General features: G+C 48.8%; 14 protein-coding genes. All 14 read right to left on the reverse strand.

Annotated features, from left to right (window positions below; genetic code table 11):
* Nucleotides 1-63: 63 nt before the first annotated feature.
* The 14 genes from argB to BN2762_RS05590 all read right to left on the reverse strand — a co-directional run bounded on the left by argB (nt 64) and on the right by BN2762_RS05590 (nt 17,284).
* On the reverse strand, nt 64-903 hold the full coding sequence (argB, locus tag BN2762_RS05525) for an acetylglutamate kinase (protein ID WP_055106030.1): 840 nt from the start codon (nt 901-903) through the stop codon (nt 64-66).
* A 61-nt stretch (nt 904-964) separates the two neighbouring features.
* Complete coding sequence (gene argJ / locus BN2762_RS05530) at nt 965-2,200, reverse strand: bifunctional glutamate N-acetyltransferase/amino-acid acetyltransferase ArgJ (protein WP_055106031.1); 1,236 nt, start codon at nt 2,198-2,200, stop codon at nt 965-967.
* Nucleotides 2,201-2,218: 18 nt separating this feature from the next.
* Complete coding sequence (argC, locus tag BN2762_RS05535; protein ID WP_055106458.1) at nt 2,219-3,250, reverse strand: N-acetyl-gamma-glutamyl-phosphate reductase; 1,032 nt, start codon at nt 3,248-3,250, stop codon at nt 2,219-2,221.
* 1,370 nt (nt 3,251-4,620) lie between these two features.
* Nucleotides 4,621-5,526, reverse strand: coding sequence for a YitT family protein (locus BN2762_RS05540; RefSeq protein ID WP_055106032.1), 906 nt, complete (start codon nt 5,524-5,526; stop codon nt 4,621-4,623).
* A 79-nt stretch (nt 5,527-5,605) separates the two neighbouring features.
* Nucleotides 5,606-6,722 (reverse strand): peptide chain release factor 2 gene (gene prfB, locus BN2762_RS05545; RefSeq protein WP_148499882.1). Its coding sequence is split into 2 segments (ribosomal slippage): nt 5,606-6,649 and nt 6,651-6,722, totalling 1,116 coding nucleotides; the frame shifts between segments, so codons are not numbered across the junction.
* Nucleotides 6,723-6,785: 63 nt separating this feature from the next.
* Nucleotides 6,786-9,293 (reverse strand): preprotein translocase subunit SecA, encoded by a 2,508-nt coding sequence (secA, locus tag BN2762_RS05550; protein ID WP_055106034.1) that lies wholly within the window; start codon nt 9,291-9,293, stop codon nt 6,786-6,788.
* A gap of 327 nt (nt 9,294-9,620) precedes the next feature.
* Entirely contained in the window at nt 9,621-10,169 is a 549-nt protein-coding gene (gene hpf / locus BN2762_RS05555; protein WP_055106035.1) for a ribosome hibernation-promoting factor, HPF/YfiA family, read from the reverse strand.
* 336 nt (nt 10,170-10,505) lie between these two features.
* Nucleotides 10,506-10,703, reverse strand: a complete 198-nt coding sequence (locus tag BN2762_RS05560; protein WP_055106036.1) for a cold shock domain-containing protein — start codon at nt 10,701-10,703, stop codon at nt 10,506-10,508.
* Between the two features lie 155 nt (nt 10,704-10,858).
* Complete coding sequence (pseC, locus tag BN2762_RS05565; RefSeq protein ID WP_055106037.1) at nt 10,859-12,049, reverse strand: UDP-4-amino-4,6-dideoxy-N-acetyl-beta-L-altrosamine transaminase; 1,191 nt, start codon at nt 12,047-12,049, stop codon at nt 10,859-10,861.
* 26 nt (nt 12,050-12,075) lie between these two features.
* On the reverse strand, nt 12,076-13,023 hold the full coding sequence (locus BN2762_RS05570; protein ID WP_055106038.1) for a dTDP-glucose 4,6-dehydratase: 948 nt from the start codon (nt 13,021-13,023) through the stop codon (nt 12,076-12,078).
* A 69-nt stretch (nt 13,024-13,092) separates the two neighbouring features.
* Nucleotides 13,093-14,142 (reverse strand): pseudaminic acid synthase, encoded by a 1,050-nt coding sequence (gene pseI / locus BN2762_RS05575; RefSeq protein ID WP_055106039.1) that lies wholly within the window; start codon nt 14,140-14,142, stop codon nt 13,093-13,095.
* Nucleotides 14,099-14,815, reverse strand: coding sequence for an HAD family hydrolase (locus tag BN2762_RS05580; RefSeq protein WP_055106040.1), 717 nt, complete (start codon nt 14,813-14,815; stop codon nt 14,099-14,101). Before BN2762_RS05580 ends, pseI begins: the two co-directional genes overlap by 44 nt.
* Complete coding sequence (locus BN2762_RS25820) at nt 14,812-16,713, reverse strand: NAD-dependent epimerase/dehydratase family protein (protein ID WP_074048574.1); 1,902 nt, start codon at nt 16,711-16,713, stop codon at nt 14,812-14,814. Before BN2762_RS25820 ends, BN2762_RS05580 begins: the two co-directional genes overlap by 4 nt.
* Nucleotides 16,700-17,284 (reverse strand): GNAT family N-acetyltransferase, encoded by a 585-nt coding sequence (locus BN2762_RS05590; RefSeq protein WP_055106041.1) that lies wholly within the window; start codon nt 17,282-17,284, stop codon nt 16,700-16,702. The genes BN2762_RS25820 and BN2762_RS05590 overlap by 14 nt, the downstream gene beginning before the upstream one ends.

Raw genomic sequence — 17,284 nt, forward strand, 5'->3', positions numbered from 1 at the left:
ATCTATTGGATAAACATCTCTTGATTTCACTCTATTAACTATAACGCAGTCTAAAATAGCAGGCTACTGCATCCGCACAATTTTTGTCCCGATTTCCTCGCCGGACAGAACGCGGCTCAGGATTCCCGGCTCACTGCCGTCCACAATGACGACCTCCTGCACTTTGCCGTGGATGCAGGCAATGGCTGCCCGCACCTTGGGAATCATGCCGCCGTAAATTTCGCCGGTCTGAATCATGTCCTCGATCTCCTGTACCGTCACGGTCGGCAGCACTCTTTTCTCCCCGTTGACGGTTTTCAGAATTCCCGGCACATCCGTCACGACGATCATGCGCTCTACCCCAAGCTCGGACGCTACCGCCCCGGCCGCCGTATCCGCGTTGATATTATAGCGCTGGCCGTCCGCATCTACGCCAAGCGGCGCGATGATCGGCATGAATCCGAGCTTCAATATGCCTTTGATCAGAGCGGCATCAACTTTGGTAACGTCGCCGACAAGTCCCACCTCGCTGCTTGCAGCTACAGGCTGTGCGGTAATCAACTGGCCGTCTATGCCGGACAGGCCCAGCGCCCTGCCCCCGGATTGCCCAATGCGGCGTACGATGCCTTTATTGATGCTTCCTGCCAGCACCATTTCCACGACGTCCAGCACTTCCTCCGAGGTATAGCGAAGCCCGTTGACGAACTTCGTTTCAATGCCCAGCTTATTCAAATTGTCGGAAATCGCCGGGCCGCCCCCGTGGACAATCACCGGCTGTACTCCGCTCTGCTGCAGCTTCACCAGATCCTCAAAAAAGGAATCCGGAAGCTCTGCGAGCGTACTGCCTCCGCACTTCATCACAAACGTTCGGCTCGCCGCAAACTGGCTGTCAGCCGACTTACTGTTATCCAGCGCTGTTCTCATCGCTCCAAAACCCCTCTTTCGAATCTCATGAATTTATCATTTCATCGCAGGCTCCCGGTTCTTAGGTACGGTAAGCCGCATTTATTCGTACATAGTCGTAAGTCAAATCACAGCCCCAGGCCGTTGCCCGGCCTTCTCCGTTATGGAGGTGGACATGGATAACCACCGTATCCCCCTGCAAATAGGCGAGCGCCTCCTCCTCATCGAAAGGAACCGGCCGTGAACCTGTCAGCACTTGAATGCTGCCGAGTGAAATGTCCACCGTGTCCGGGTTCACCGGCTCCCCGGCGCGCCCTACCGCCGCAATGATGCGGCCCCAGTTCGCATCAGCCCCGAATACAGCCGATTTCACCAGGCTGGAGCCGATAACCGTCTTGGCGATGGCCCGGGCCGACAAATCGCTGACCGCGCCCTCCACGTTCACTTCGACGAGCCGTGACGCGCCCTCGCCATCGCGGGCAATCGCCTTCGCGAGCACCTCGCATACGTAGCCGAAGCCGGCCGCAAAGCTCTCCCAAGCCGGGTGCTCCGGCGTCAGGGGCTCATTTCCGGCCAGCCCGCTGGACATGGCGAGCAGCATATCGTTCGTGCTCGTGTCGCCGTCCACCGTAATCATATTGAAGGTGGCATCGGTCACCTGGCGGAGCAGCCCCTGCAGCGCTTCGGCCTCGATGGCCGCGTCGGTCGTAACAAAGCCAAGCATGGTCGCCATGTTTGGATGGATCATGCCCGAGCCTTTAGCTGCTCCGGCGATGCTGATCTCCCGTCCATCTACGTTCAGCTTCACGCAGACCTCCTTCTTCACGAGGTCGGTGGTCAGGATCGCTTGGCAGAACTCCTCCGCCCCTTCGGCTCCCGCCGAAACCACCGCCGGCAGTCCGTGAATCCCGGCGTTAACCCGCTCCATCGGCAGCAGTTCGCCGATGACGCCCGTCGATGCCACGGCGACCTCCTCCGGACGCAGCCCGAAGGCTTCGGCCGCCGCCGCGCGCATCGCGTAAGCATCCTCCTCGCCCTGCTTGCCCGTGCAGGCGTTGGCATTGCCGCTGTTCACGACGATCGCCCGCAGCCGCTGGCTGCTCGAAGCAAGGCTGTCGCGCGTTACCTTAAGCGGCGCAGCCTGAAATACATTCAATGTATACACGGCCGCCGCTACGGCAGGCACCTCGCATACGATTGCGCCGATATCGTTGCGCGAAGTTTTTTTCAAACCGCAATGCAGTCCGCCGGCCCGAAACCCCTGCGGCGTTGTAACTGTTCCCTCTGTAACTACCGTAAACTTGCTAACCTCTCCCATGGCGTTCTCCCCTCGCGATTACGGATAAACTGGACTGAGCTTCAGTCCCGTCGTTTCATCCCAACCCATCATTAAGTTCAAATTCTGAATGGCCTGGCCTGCTGCACCCTTGACGACGTTATCGATGACCGATATGATCGTTAACCTTCCTGTGCGCGGATCAGCGGCAAAGCCGATATCGCAAAAGTTCGAGCCGAATACTTCCTTCGTCGCCGGCCATTTGCCCGCTTCCCGAATGCGCACGAACGGTCTTCCTTCATAATACTGGCGATACAGCTCGGTTAAATCCTCATCGGTGTAAGTTCCTCTAAGCTGAGCGTACATCGAGCACATGATCCCCCGCGTCATCGGCACCAAATGCGTCGTAAATGTGACGGTCACCGGCTCCCCTGCGATTTGGGCCAAGCATTGCTCGATTTCCGGAATATGCTGGTGTTTGTTGACCTTGTATGCCTTAAAATTCTCATTTATCTCCGCATAATGCGTCATCAGGCTTGTGCCCCGGCCGGCGCCGGAAACGCCGGACTTTGCATCGATTATAATCGTGGCCGGATCGATCCAGCCGGCGCTTAACGCTGGTATCAACCCCAGCAGCGTCGCTGTCGGGTAGCACCCGGGATTCGAAATAAACGCCGAGCCGCCAACATCATCGCCGTAGATTTCGCACAAGCCGTAAACGGCCTGCTCCAGCAGGCTCGCATCTGGGGCATCGTGTTTGTACCAGGTCTCATAGACCGAGCCGTCCTTGATGCGGAAGTCTCCCGAGAGATCGATGACCTTGAGCCCCGCATCCAGCAGCTGCGGTACAAGCTTGCTGCTCACTCCAGAAGGCGTAGCCGTAAATACCACATCCGCCTTCTTCGCAATTTCGGCCGGATCGACTCCATCCAAATCATGAACCAAAATCTCCGATAAATGAGGAAATCCATCCGTAATCGGCACCCCGGCGCTTGAAGCCGAAATGACGGAGGTGATCTCTACCAGCGGATGTCCCCATAAAAAACGAATCAGCTCCACACCCCCATACCCCGTGGAACCGACGATAGCCACTTTTACTTTGTTCGCATGCCCGTTAACATTTTCACTCGCATTTCCGTTTGCATTTACATTTCCGTTTGCATTTACATTTCCGCTTATGTTCCCAGTCACAGTCATAACCTCTCTTTCCTCTTCCCACATTTTCGGTGTGTCTTTGGCCGTTCCCTGCCCGCTCGCTTGCGATTTATATAGAAGAAAAACGTCTATCGACGTGTTTCTGAAGATGACAGACGCAGTTGCGATAGCAGTTTCAATATAACGGAAGCATTTGCCATGGCAGTAGCGATAGCAGTTGCGGTGCTGTTGCAATAGTAGTTGCTATAGCTGTTGCGATGCAGTTGCGATAGTTGCATTAGCAGTTGTGATAGCTGTTGCGGTGCAGTTACGATAGTAGTTACGATAGTAGTTGCTATAGCTGTTGCGTTAGCGTTGCAGTTTAAGGAAGCGGAGACACCAAGCTTATTTTTTCTGACACGTTAAAATATGTATTATTATACGATTATGCTAATATAAATACAACTAGCTTGCATAATTATTTATTTCAGCAAAATTATCATCGGGTTGCCGCGGGCAAAATTGCTACCGGGATGCGGATGAAGCGTAATTAGCAATTATGTGGGCCTGGAGAGCCATTTTCTCAGCACGTCAGATGTGCTGTGCCAGATTAGTTGGATCCAGATTAGCTGGATTATATGCTTCTACTTTCGGTTCATGGGGCGGCTCTCGCGAATTAACTGTATTCCGTATATTTAAATCACCCCTTTTCGCTTTTCTACTGTAAAAGTCCTTTCTCCAACTACAGGGAATCCATTTATTTATGCATTTCTATAGTTAACCACTCATTTAAATGCATGAAATCCATTTAACATTTGGCGCCGAACTATCATATGAAATCCAGTTATTATTTGGAATCGAGCTATCTCATTTGAGATCCAGCTATCATTTGCAATCGAGCTCGCCAGATCGATCAACCCGCCATAAGAACAGCTTATTGGGCATTAACAGGAATAATGAATTCTTCACCTTTTACCGGGTCTAATCAAGCCTTAACAAAATAATGAATCTTTCGCCCTTTATCAGATCTTATCGAGCCATAACAGGACCAGCGAATTCTCTGCCTATTATGGGGTCTTATTGAGCTTACAAGGCTTTTTAGTGTCTTATCCAGTTGTGGCAGTCCGTTATCGGAGTTGACTATTCCATGTCACTATTTGATCTCCCCTACAATAAGTATTGCCCTTGACGAACCAGCCCCGTATTACCGACGAGCCAGGCCCCTGGCAATCGACGAACCAAAAGCGCAGCACCTCACCTAACTTCCCAACAATAAAAAAGAATCCGAGCACACCACCATAACGCCATCGCCCGGATTCTATCCAATCTCATGTATTTTGTTTATTGCCTCGTCCCAGCGAAAAGCCTTCGCCCAGCACTTCATGTGCATTCGTGATAATGACAAATGCCGTTGGATCGATCGTCTGCACGAGCGTCTTGAGGCTGGTCACTTCGCTCTGCCCAACCACAACCATCAGCACGGTCCGATTATCCCCGGTGTAGCCGCCCTGGGCAGACAGTTTCGTCAGTCCGCGGTCCAGGTGATGCAATATGGCATCGGCGACCTCCTCGGTCTTGCCAGCGATAATGTAGGCCACCTTCGTATAGTTGAAGCCGAGCTCCACTACATCGATGAACTTGCCGGTAATGTAGAGGCCGATCAATGCGTACAGCGCCCGCTCCGGCGACAACACGAGGCCGGCCAGAACAATGACCAATCCGTCCATCAGCACCACGCAGAGAGACAGGCTGAGGCCGCTGTACTTCTGAATGATTTGCGCCAAAGTCGCCAGTCCCCCGGTAGAGCCGCGCCCCCGAAAGACCAGGCCCAAGCCCAGGCCGACTCCGATCCCCCCGTACAATGAGGCCAGCAGCGGATCAGTCGTAGGCGCAATCCAATCCTTGGTCAAGAACACAAGCAGAGGAAGGACTACCGTGCCCAGAAGCGAACGGAGCGCATAGGAGCGCCCCAGTAAAAGGTACCCGGCTGCGAACAACGGGATGTTCAGCGCCCACTGCGTAAAGGCTGGTTCAATATGGAAAAGCGACTTGGCGATGATCGAGAGCCCGGAAACACCGCCAGAGGCAATGTGGTTCGGCACTAGAAACAAGTTAAAGGCCATGGCGGTGATAAAGGCCCCGATCAGGATCATGAACGTATCGAGCACATGCCGAAGCGGTCCATTTGGCGGGATATAATCCCCTGGCCTGCGTTTGCGTGGCTTGGATGGCATGGTAAATCCTCCTTACTTAGCTCCGAAAAAAAATCCTACACATAAAGTTAGTGTAGGAATTCATTTCTCATTTGATAAATCAATTTCTAGGCTCCGTCTTGATCTGGCTGCGCAGGTACCCATCGATAAACGGATCAAGCTCCCCGTCCATGACGGCCCCCACGTTTCCGGTCTCTACCGAAGTACGGTGATCCTTCACCATACTGTAAGGATGGAATACATAGGAGCGGATTTGGCTGCCCCAGGCAATGTCCGACTGTTCGCCGCGGATTTCGTCCAGCTCCTTCTGCTGCTCCTCCAGCTTGCGCTCAACCAATTTGGAACGGAGCATCGTCATGGCCCGCTCCCTGTTCTTGATCTGGGAACGTTCGTTCTGACACGTTACGACGATGCCAGTAGGCAGGTGAGTAATCCGTACGGCGGAATCCGTTGTATTGATATGCTGTCCGCCAGCACCGCTTGCCCGGTACGTATCGATCTTCAGATCCTCCGACCGGATTTCGATATCCACGTCCTCCGTAATCTCCGGTACGACGTCGCAGGATACGAAGGAGGTATGCCTTCTACCCGAGGAATCGAATGGAGAAATCCGCACCAGACGGTGTACCCCCTTCTCTGCCTTCAGATAGCCGTAGGCGTTGTATCCTTTGATCAACAAGGTCACGCTCTTGATTCCCGCCTCATCGCCCGGCAGATAGTCCAGCGTCTCGACCTTGAAGCCGCGCTTCTCCGCCCAGCGGGTATACATCCGCAGCAGCATTTGGCCCCAATCCTGCGACTCGGTGCCGCCCGCCCCGGGATGCAGCTCAAGAATGGCATTCATCTTATCGTACGGTGAGCTGAGCAGAAGCTGAAGCTCGAAATCCTCCAGCTTCTTCAACAGGGCTTCAACGGAGCTGCCGATATCAGCCGCGAGCGCCTCATCGCCCTCTTCCTCGGCAAGCTCGGCCATTAATGCTGTGTCGTCATACTCCTGCTGCAGCGCTTCATATTGGTCTACCGAGGACTTGATGGCATTCAGCTCGGCAATTAAGCCCTGAGCCCTGTCGTTGTCATCCCAGAAATCCGGGGCTGCCATCTTGTCCTCGTAATTTGCGATCATTTCATGCTTGAGGTCTAAGTCAAAGAGACCCCCTAAGGTTGGATAGTTTCTTTGCGATTTCACGCATATCCTGCTTGATGCTCGGATCGATCATCGTTGTTCATTCACCTTCCCATTTGTACTTGAGGATGCTCGACCTGTGATCGAACACTGCAACTTATGCGTTCTGTCCATGACAGTGTTTATATTTCTTGCCGCTGCCGCATGGGCATGGATCGTTGCGTCCGATTTGCTCGCCGCGCTGTACCGGGCGTTTCTCTGCCGGCTCGCCGCTGGTGGAGATTTTGCTCTCGTCCACGACAGCCTGGCGCTCCTGGTTGCTCTCGACATGCGCCTTCATAATATATGTCGCAACCTCTTCCTGGATGCTTGCGACCATCTGATTGAACATTTCGAAGCCTTCGAATTGATATTCGCGAAGCGGATCGGTACCGCCGTATGCGCGAAGATGGATGCCTTGGCGCAGTTGATCCATGGCGTCGATGTGATCCATCCACTTGCTGTCTACGGCACGCAATGCGATAACCTTCTCGAATTCACGAACCATTTCCGGCCCGAGCGCTTCCTCGCGTTGGTCGTATTTGGCCATCACTTTGGAGAAGATATGCTCAACCATCTCATTCGGCTCTTTACCCCATAGCTCATCTTTGGTAATCGCGCCCTCATCCAGCATTTTGGCGTTCATGTAATCGGCAACGTCCTGAAGATCCCAGTTCTCTGGAATTTCATCGGCCGTATGCACTTCAACTACACGCTCGATGACGGCTTTGATCATATCAACGATGATTTGCTTGATATTATCGGATTCTAGAAGCTCACGACGCTGTTTATAAATGATTTCGCGCTGTTGGTTCATGACGTCGTCATACTGCAGGACGATTTTGCGCACGTCGAAGTTATTGCCCTCGACACGCTTCTGGGCGGACTCGACGGCACGTGTGATCATTTTGCTCTCGATCGGCTGATCCTCTTCGAACCCGAGGCGCTCCATCATATTCAGCACGTTATCCGCGCCAAAGCGCTTCATCAGCTCGTCGCCGAGCGACAAGTAGAACTGCGTGGAGCCCGGGTCGCCCTGGCGGCCTGCACGTCCGCGGAGCTGGTTATCGATCCGGCGCGATTCATGGCGCTCGGTACCGATAATATGCAATCCGCCGATTTCCGATACTCCTTCGCCAAGCAGGATATCCGTACCGCGGCCCGCCATGTTCGTGGCGATCGTCACCGAACCAGGCTCGCCTGCACGTGAAATAATTTCAGCTTCTTCCGAGTGATATTTCGCGTTAAGCACCTTGTGCTTTATACCTTTACGCTTGAGCATTTCAGACAGCAGCTCAGAGTTCTCAATCGACACAGTACCTACCAGGATCGGTTGATTTTCTTTATGCCGCTTCACGATTTCCTCTACAACAGCCCGGAATTTGCCTTCCTCACTCTTATATACGACATCCGGCATATCGACACGAATATTCGGACGGTTCGTAGGCACCTGCAGCACCTCGAGACCGTAGATTTTCTTGAACTCTTCTTCCTCGGTCTTGGCCGTACCGGTCATTCCTGCCAATTTGCGATACATGCGGAAATAGTTCTGGAACGTAATCGTCGCCAGCGTCATGCTCTCGTTCTGAACCTCGATGCCTTCCTTGGCTTCGATCGCCTGATGCAAGCCTTCGCTGTATCGGCGCCCAGCCATCAAGCGGCCTGTAAACTCGTCGACGATGACAACCTCGTCCTCAGTTACGACATAGTCTACGTCGCGGCGCATAATAACATTAGCCTTCAGCGCTTGAACGATATGGTGGTTCAATGTAACATGAGCATGGTCATAGAGGTTGTCGATGCCAAAAGCCTTCTCGGCTTTGGCGACCCCCTTCTCCGTCAAAGACACGGCCTTGACTTTAATGTCCACGGTAAAGTCCTCTTCCGGTACAAGCTTCTTCACAAAACGGTCCGCAGCGTAATACAGCTCCGTCGATTTCTGGGCTTGTCCAGAAATAATCAGCGGCGTACGGGCCTCGTCAATCAGAATCGAGTCCACCTCGTCGATGATGCAGAAATAAAGCGGACGCTGAACCATCTGCTCTTTATACAGGACCATGTTGTCACGCAAGTAGTCGAAGCCGAACTCATTGTTCGTTCCGTAAGTAATGTCGCAGGCATAAGCCTCTTGCTTATCGGCATGCTCCATGCCGCTAAGGTTCACCCCGACAGTCATGCCGAGGAAATTATAAATCTGTCCCATCTGCTCACTGTCGCGCTGAGCCAGATAATCGTTGACCGTGACCACGTGCACGCCTTTGCCGAGGAGCGCATTCAAATAAACCGGCAAGGTTCCTACCAATGTCTTCCCTTCACCGGTCTTCATTTCGGCAATACGGCCTTCATGGAGGGCCATCCCCCCGATCAGCTGTACGTCAAAATGGCGCATGCCCAGCGTTCTGCGCGATGCCTCCCTCACCGTTGCGAACGCTTCAGGAAGCAGCTCATCCAGCGTTTCGCCCTTCTCGATCCGTTCACGGAACTCGGCCGTTTTGCCTCGCAGCTGCTCGTCCGACAGCGCCTCGAATTGCGGTTCTAATTTATTGATTAAGTCCACCGTCTTCATAAGACGTTTGACATCACGTTCATTCGTGTCGCCAAATATCTTCTTTACTATTCCTAGCATAGTTTACCCCTTTCACGGCAAAACAAATGATTTACCTAAATTGTAACAGTTTGCAAGGTGGGCCGCAACACACGCCATCACGTTTCCGGCGGGATTCCGGCCCTTTTATTTTATAGATAAGAGAAACATCGGCCCACGTATTTTCATAGTATGCAGACCGCGTCAGCGGTAATTTTTCTTGTGATATCAGGGTTCGAGCCCCGAAGCCGCATACGTCCCGCCATCTAAAAAGAGCCCTATCCGCGGGCGGATAAGGCTCGTTTCCTTAAGTTCAATTGCAAGAATTACCATGCCATTCATACAATCGTCGTGGTTGGATACGTTCTGCTAGCCCTGCTCGATCAAACCATATTTCCCATCATTTCGTCTATAGACGACGTTCAGCTCTTTAGTATCAATGTTGGAGAATACAAAGAAATTATGGCCGACCATATTCATTTGCAGTATGGCTTCTTCCACGTCCATTGGTTTCATTGTAAACCGCTTCGTGCGGACGACTTCCAGATCATCGCTATCCGCTTCCTCCACGGCTACCGAACCGCCATTCTCAACGAACAGGCTCTTCAGGCTGCCCTCCTGGCGGAACTTGCGATTGATCTTCGTCTTATGCTTGCGTATTTGGCGTTCGAGCTTGTCCACGACGGCATCGATCGATGCGTACATGTCATCACTGCGATCCTCAGCGCGAAGCACGACGCCGGTGAGGGGAATCGTAACCTCGACCGTATGCAAACCGCGTACGACACTTAAAGTGACGTAGCCTTCTGAGGTAGGGGGTGCTTCAAAGTACTTGTCAAGTCGACTGAGCTTCTTGTCTACGTAATCTCGCAGTGCATCAGTCACTTCAATTTGCTGTCCACGAATACTAAAATTCATAGGGCACTCCTCCTTTGCTTTGCACCTATATTATACCATGGTGTTAAGGCAATGTAAAAAGTGTTAACGCAGGATTAACGCCTAAAAAAAGACCAAGCCCTTTTACGCTCGCGCCAGGCTTGGCCTTGTATTATGTGTGACAAATTGGTGCACTACATATCAAGCGTATGCAGCCTTTTTTCTCGTTATAACTGCTGTTAATTGCTACAGTTTCATTTACAATCTGCAAACGCTTGCGAAATAAAATGAAAGACCCGGGGGATCCCGGGTCCATGCTAGCGAATCTTCAATTGTTAACCATCGTACCGTTATATGTAGGTCGGCTCTGCCGGATGATTATAATTTGATTACGTTAGCCGCTTGCGGTCCGCGAGCGCCTTCAACGATCTCGAACTCAACGGATTGTCCTTCTTCCAGCGTCTTGAAGCCTTCAGCTTGGATTGCGGAGAAGTGTACGAACACGTCTGCGCCTTCTTCAGTCTCGATAAAGCCATAACCCTTCTCTGCGTTAAACCATTTCACTTTACCTTGCATTCACTAACATTCCCTTCATTGTCAAATAAGAGTGTGAACCAAGCTCACATTTCTGACTATACCACTCCAGCTTAAATTGTGTCAATTGGAAAAGAAAAGGTTTTACTGTTAATTTATTGTAAAATATTGTCGTAAAAGCGAATTGACCCATTTAGCTAGCGGAGGCAGAAATGCGCTTGTATTTTATTAACCGCTTTGACCACATCCGAAACATCCGAGTTCGTCATTTTCGGAAATAAAGGTAATGTAATAGCAGAAGAATAAAAAACTTCAGCATTAGGGCATAATCCGCGTTCATAACCAAGCTTCTGATAGTAAGGCTGGAAATAGACTGGAATATAATGTACCTGAACACCTATGCCTTCGGCTCTGAGGGCCTCAAACCAATCCTTCCGGCTTCCTCTAAATTGATCAGGATCCCATCTGGTTACATATAGATGCCAACTTGATTGTGCTTGTCCCAATTGCTTTGGCAGTATGATTCCTGGCAAATCAGACAGCTGCTCATTATAAATTGATGCAATCTCTTTTCTTCTCTGGATAAATCGGTCTATTTTACTCATCTGGCTTAACCCAAGAGCCGCTTGAATATCAGTCATTCTGTAATTATAGCCAAGCTCCTGCATTTCATAATACCACGGACCTTCGTTACGAATTAAAGCTTCTGGATCTCTAGTCATACCATGATTACGGAATAGCAGGAGCTTGTTATAATATTCTTCACTGTCCGTAGTAATAATTCCACCTTCTCCTGTAGTCACATGCTTAACAGGGTGGAAGCTAAACATCGTCATATCTGCCAAGGAACCAACCTTTTGACCAGCATAGACGGCTCCCAATGAATGCGCGGCATCTTGTATAAATACTAAATTATGATCACGGGCCAGCATCGAAATCCGATCAACTTCAACGGGTTGTCCACTAAAATCCACTGCAATAATCGCTTTAGTTTTTTCGGTGATTTTCGACTCAATCTCCAACGGGTCGACATTATAGGTTTCTATGTCGATATCCGCGAATACAGGTGTCCCGCCCTGATACAAAACGCAATTACTACTTGCTAAAAAAGTTATTGGCGTAGTAATGACTTCATCGCCTTCGCCAATGCCTGCAGCAAAGCACGCCCCATGCAATGCTGACGTACCATTTGCGAAAGCTACTGCATACTTAGCACCGACATAGTTTGCTACTTTAGATTCAAAGGCTTCTATAGTCGGTCCCTGGGTAATAAAGTCCCCTCGCAGCACGTTTACAACTGCTGCAATATCATCTTCCTCCAGCCATTGCTGCCCATAAGGCAAGAGAGAACTCCGGACAGGAGGTAATTTACGATATTCTTCAGACATCCCTGGCTCCTCCTTATTAGTTCCCATTAAACTAAGCCGCCGTTACGAATCCATTCTCTTGTCCGATGAATACCATCCTCCAGATTAACTTCTGGCTTCCATTGTAATAGTCTATTGGCTTTACTATAATTACAGAGCAATTTCTGAATTTCGCTCTGAGGATGGATATGCTCTACATGCTTTATCCTGGACGAATCCCCCGAGATCAGCAATGCCAGATCATTAATGGTAATATCTCTACCAAGCCCTGCATTCACGATTTCTCCATTAACTGTGTCAGAAAAGCCAGCCAAAACTACGAAACGAGCGCAATCTTCGACATAAAGCAAATCACGAGTCTGGGAGCCATCACCATAAATATTAAGCGCCTTGCCCTCAAGATCGTTCTTAATAAAGATAGCTACAACTCCGCCTTCGCCACCTGTCTTTTGAAAAGGTCCATAAGTGTTGAACGGCCGAATCACGACGGTTGGCAAACCATAAGCATAATAATAAGAAAGAACCATATTCTCGGCCGCCACTTTGGCTCCGGCATACGGAGACGCCGGCTTGGTCGGATGCAATTCGTTAATGCCCTTCTCATCATTGCAGCGGTCATAGACCATGCAAGTACTCATAAACACTACCTTGGTCCGATGCTTGCGGCACTGCTCCAAAATATAAAAAGTACCAATTGTATCATTATTAAATGTAGTTCGAGGATCATCAATAGAATCCTGAACATTAATAGAGGCGCCAAGATGATAACAAATGCTGAATTGATGATTGTCGAATAATTCCCCTAACAGTTCTTCATCCAGAATCGTTCCTTTAATGAACTGCTTAAAACCGGGATGATCGCAAAATTCGCTAATATTCTCTTCCCGTCCGTTCGACAAATCGTCAAGAATCCAAACATTGTGGCCTTCATCCAGCAGCCTTTTGGCCACCCAACGGCCGATAAAACCGGCCCCGCCGGTGAGTAGGATATTCATAAACAGACTCCTCCTGCTTCTAAAATTGAAAGTAATCGAGCTTATTTAAGAGATAGTCTTTGAAAAGCCTTAGATCAGTTCCCAGGTAATTGGCGTTCCTTTGGAAGCATCCCGGCTAATTCTTCTGCCTAACAATTGATCCAAATACTTCGTCGGCAGTCCGCTCCCTGGGCGTATCGCCTTCACATTTTCCCTGGTGAAAATATCCCCCTGCTTCATATCCTGGGAAATGTATAGAGAGCGGCGATGCTTCAGCGACTGAATTTCACCTTCTGTAGCAGCTCCATAGGTTACCTCGCCTAAAGACTGCCATGCCCGCTCCGCCTCGGTTACCAGTGCCGCCATTTCTTCAGGCTCGAGGGAAAATGCCGCATCCACTCCGCCGTCTGCCCGTCTCAGAGTAAAGTGCTTCTCGATCACGGTGGCTCCTAAAGCAACACTTGCCACGGACACGCCGACTCCCATCGTATGGTCGGAAATCCCTACTTGGCAGTTAAACAACTGCTCCATATGAGGGATCGTAACAATATTGGTATTCTCAGGCGATGCCGGATAAGTGCTTGTACACTTAAGCAGCACGATATCCTTTGCACCCGCCTCTCTCGCAGCCCGTACCGTCTCATCCAATTCAGCGATCGTGGCCATTCCTGTAGAAATAATGATTGGTTTGCCGGTAGAGGCAACCTTGCGGATCAGCTGGATATCGGTATTTTCGAAAGAGGCAATTTTGTAGGCAGGTACATTAAGCGACTCCAGAAAATCGACAGCCGTCTCGTCAAATGGTGTGCTGAACGCCAAAATCCCTAATTCCTTACACTTCTCGAAAATAGGCTTATGCCATTCCCACGGCGTATATGCTTCTTGGTATAAACGATATAAAGAGCTGCCTTTCCATAAGCTGTTCGGGTCCTCAATAAAGAAATCTCCATCATGGATATCCAGCGTCATCGTATCCGCCGTATAGGTCTGAAGCTTTAACGCGTCAGCCCCCGCCTTGGCGGCAGCTTCAACAATCGCCAAAGCCCGGTCAAGGGAATGATTGTGATTCCCCGACATCTCGGCGATTATAAATGGCTTATGACTTTTGCCAACCCAACGGTTGCCGATTTGGAATTGCATGAGTAATCTCCTTCTTCCATAGTTCATCTAAGGTTTTTATTGTGATATCCGCTTCAAACTCCGCCGATTTTTGAATGTCTGCAAATCCGCCCCTAAGTATTCTAACGGTTTTAAACCCTAAGGGCTTTATACCGACAAAATCCTTATGTGGATTGTCCCCTATATAGACAACATCTGACGGTTTAACATTCTCCTTGGCACAAATCTGCATGAAGCAATAAGGGGAAGGCTTTTCATTCTTAATGCCAAACCTACGAGAAATGTAACATTTCCGAATAGCAGGATGATCATACAAACCAAGTGCTTGTAGCTTGCGGTACTGAACCCACTTGTTCCCGTCAGTAACAATATATAAGGGAGTCCCCATTTTCTGAAATTGTTCCAAGCACTTAACTGAATCTTCATAGAGATGAATCTGCGGATCATGGCTCCGGTATACACTTAGACATTCTTTGACATTGGCCTTTGAATATTTCCCATAATGACTCAATAAACTGTCAAAAATTTGTCCTCGCCCCTTAGACTTAAGTACACTTAGCATTATTTTCATACTCTCGTCGGTCGGAAGATCAAATCGCTCTAACAAATACATTGCCACAGCATAAAAACCACTGTGTACATAAGTTATTTCCTCATAAAGTGTATCATCTAGATCGAATACGACTATTTTCATTGAATAAGATCCTCTGCGTATCGTACTAGGCGCTTCTCCTTGGCGGATCGAACGAAGGGATATTCCTCCAAATCACTGCCTGCTGCCTCAAGAAGAAACCAATAAAAACTATCCAATCCTGCTTCAATACTCAACCTGGAGGCACCGCCGAAGCGGGAATTACATTCAATAAAGTGGTATCCTCCAACTTGATCAATCATTACTTGAAAAACTGCATGACCATACAATCCTAATTTCTCAGCAAACTCAGCGCATTGAAGTTCCAGAGCTTCTTCACGGAATGTCGTAGTAATTTGAGATTCACCATTCACTACAAGCTCTCGCTTTCGGACAACAGCCGCTTTACACCTGCCATTCTTTTGAACATAAACATCGACACTCACTTCTTCTCCTGGAATATATGGCTGATAGACTGGTTCCTTCAATGTCAGTGCATGGATCAATGCCTCTTCTTGACTTAAATTCAAGCCAATTGACTCCGAACCAGCCCCGTACCGTTCTTTAACTACTAAGGAAGAAGCTTTTAAATGATCCATCTGTTCTTCAGTAGGAATGACCGAAAATCCAAGCTCAAGCCCGCGGCGATAAAATTTCAGTTTATCCAGGCAAGTCTCAACAGCTTCTGGATCCGATACCATTACATGAATACCTTTGCGATACAGTTGTTGTTTATACTCCGAGAAGAAAGTAAGTTCGCCATCCCTTGTAGGAATAATATATTTTATATTTTGTTCAACACATGCGGCCAACAATTCTTCAAAGCTCATTTGGTCAAGTCGCGGCATCTGCCAGAAGGAGTCGGTAAAATATCGACCGAGTGCATTAGCATTGCTATCTGCGCCTACAATTTGAATGGGCTGACCGAGTTTTTGTATCCCCTTAGCTATGCATTTTAGTAATGGAACTTTTCTGGATACACTCGATACCATAACCGCCCCTATACCAGCTTGCTGTAAGCTAGTTCCCTGTTTGCTTCTATAATGGGTAATCAACTCTGGTATTGTATCTTCAATCTGCCTCTCTGGTCTCCAACCGGTTAGTACTTCATAATAAGTCATGTCCGCTTGAGAAGCTTCGTAAGGAATATCACTAACGCCTTCGATCATTTTCATGCTAGGAAAGTGGAGCTTTAACACATTCAGTACTTCCTCTACCTTCCGGGCATTTCCATTTCCGAGATTAACTACACCGGTGGCTTCACTAATTGCCAGCCTTAACAATCCTTCCGCCACATCATTAGCGTATATATAATCGAACATTCCCTCTTTACGGTACACTTGGATCGTTTCATTGTTGAGTAAAGCCTGAATCCACCTTGAGATAATGTCTCTTGAATTTTTACCGTATACTCTATAAATTCTAGCTGAAACCGCAGTATAATGGGCAGTTGAATGCTGTTGTAAGAAACGAAGTTCAATTTCATGCATCAACTTCGCCGCCCCGCATAAATTACGCGGGTAAATAGGAGCATGTTCTATTAAACTTGTTGCAGAAGCTGCCGCCTGCTCAAATTGATATAATTCCGGATTATAAATTAAATAACTTGACGCAAATACTACTCTCTCCAAAGAAGTACAATCTTTAAGACAATCCATAAGGTGATGGCTTAAGTTCACATTGTGACGCTCATTTTCATCCCAGAACTCATAGCTTTCCTCGGAACGTTCAAACGTAGCTGCAAGGTGGAAAAAATATTCTGGGGAGAACTCCAGCAGCTCGTCTTTCGTAATTTCATTTAAATCGCCTTGACGATAACGAACAGACTTGGGCCAATGCTCAGGTCTTGGCTTTAGATCACCTACAAACACTGTAGCTCCCGCGTCAATAAGCTTACTTACTAGCTCAGTGCCTATTACCCCCGCTCCCCCGCTAACAAAAACCCGCTTACCCTTCAGCATGTTCATAATACTCCTTTATGCATCCATGTAATAAAGAATCGACAAATCGTCCATTTATAAACACATGTTCCTTCATTCGCCCTTCATAAAGAAAACCGTTGTCCTGCAGCACTTGTATATGTAACGGCCGTATATCGAATGTTTCCGTATACAGCCGATTCAGTTCCAAATCATTAAACGCTATTCTTTTCATCAATTTCAAAAAAGCAGAGAAATCGGCTGTATATTGTCCAGCATTAGCTTCTTTACTTCGATCCGTCTTAACCAAATATGAAATTTCCGCCCTTTTATTGATCCAATCCAAGTTCGTTAGCCCGCCATATCCGATAAGCTCTTCATTTAAGAAAAAACTAAACAATATAATACGAGTAGCTGGATCACTATAGGACGGCAACACTACATTAGAAAAGTACCTTAACTGATCCTTATCCGTTAATACTTGATTCTGTCGCAATACGTCCATTTGTTCATTACGCCATTGCTTGATTACAAACATATCCTCTTCACGAATAGAGGTAACTTTGTATGTTCCTTGGATATAGCATTGCTGTTTCAAATGTATATAGCTCAT

It is taken from the genome of Paenibacillus ihumii (genome assembly GCF_001403875.1).
Lineage (GTDB): Bacteria > Bacillota > Bacilli > Paenibacillales > Paenibacillaceae > Fontibacillus > Fontibacillus ihumii.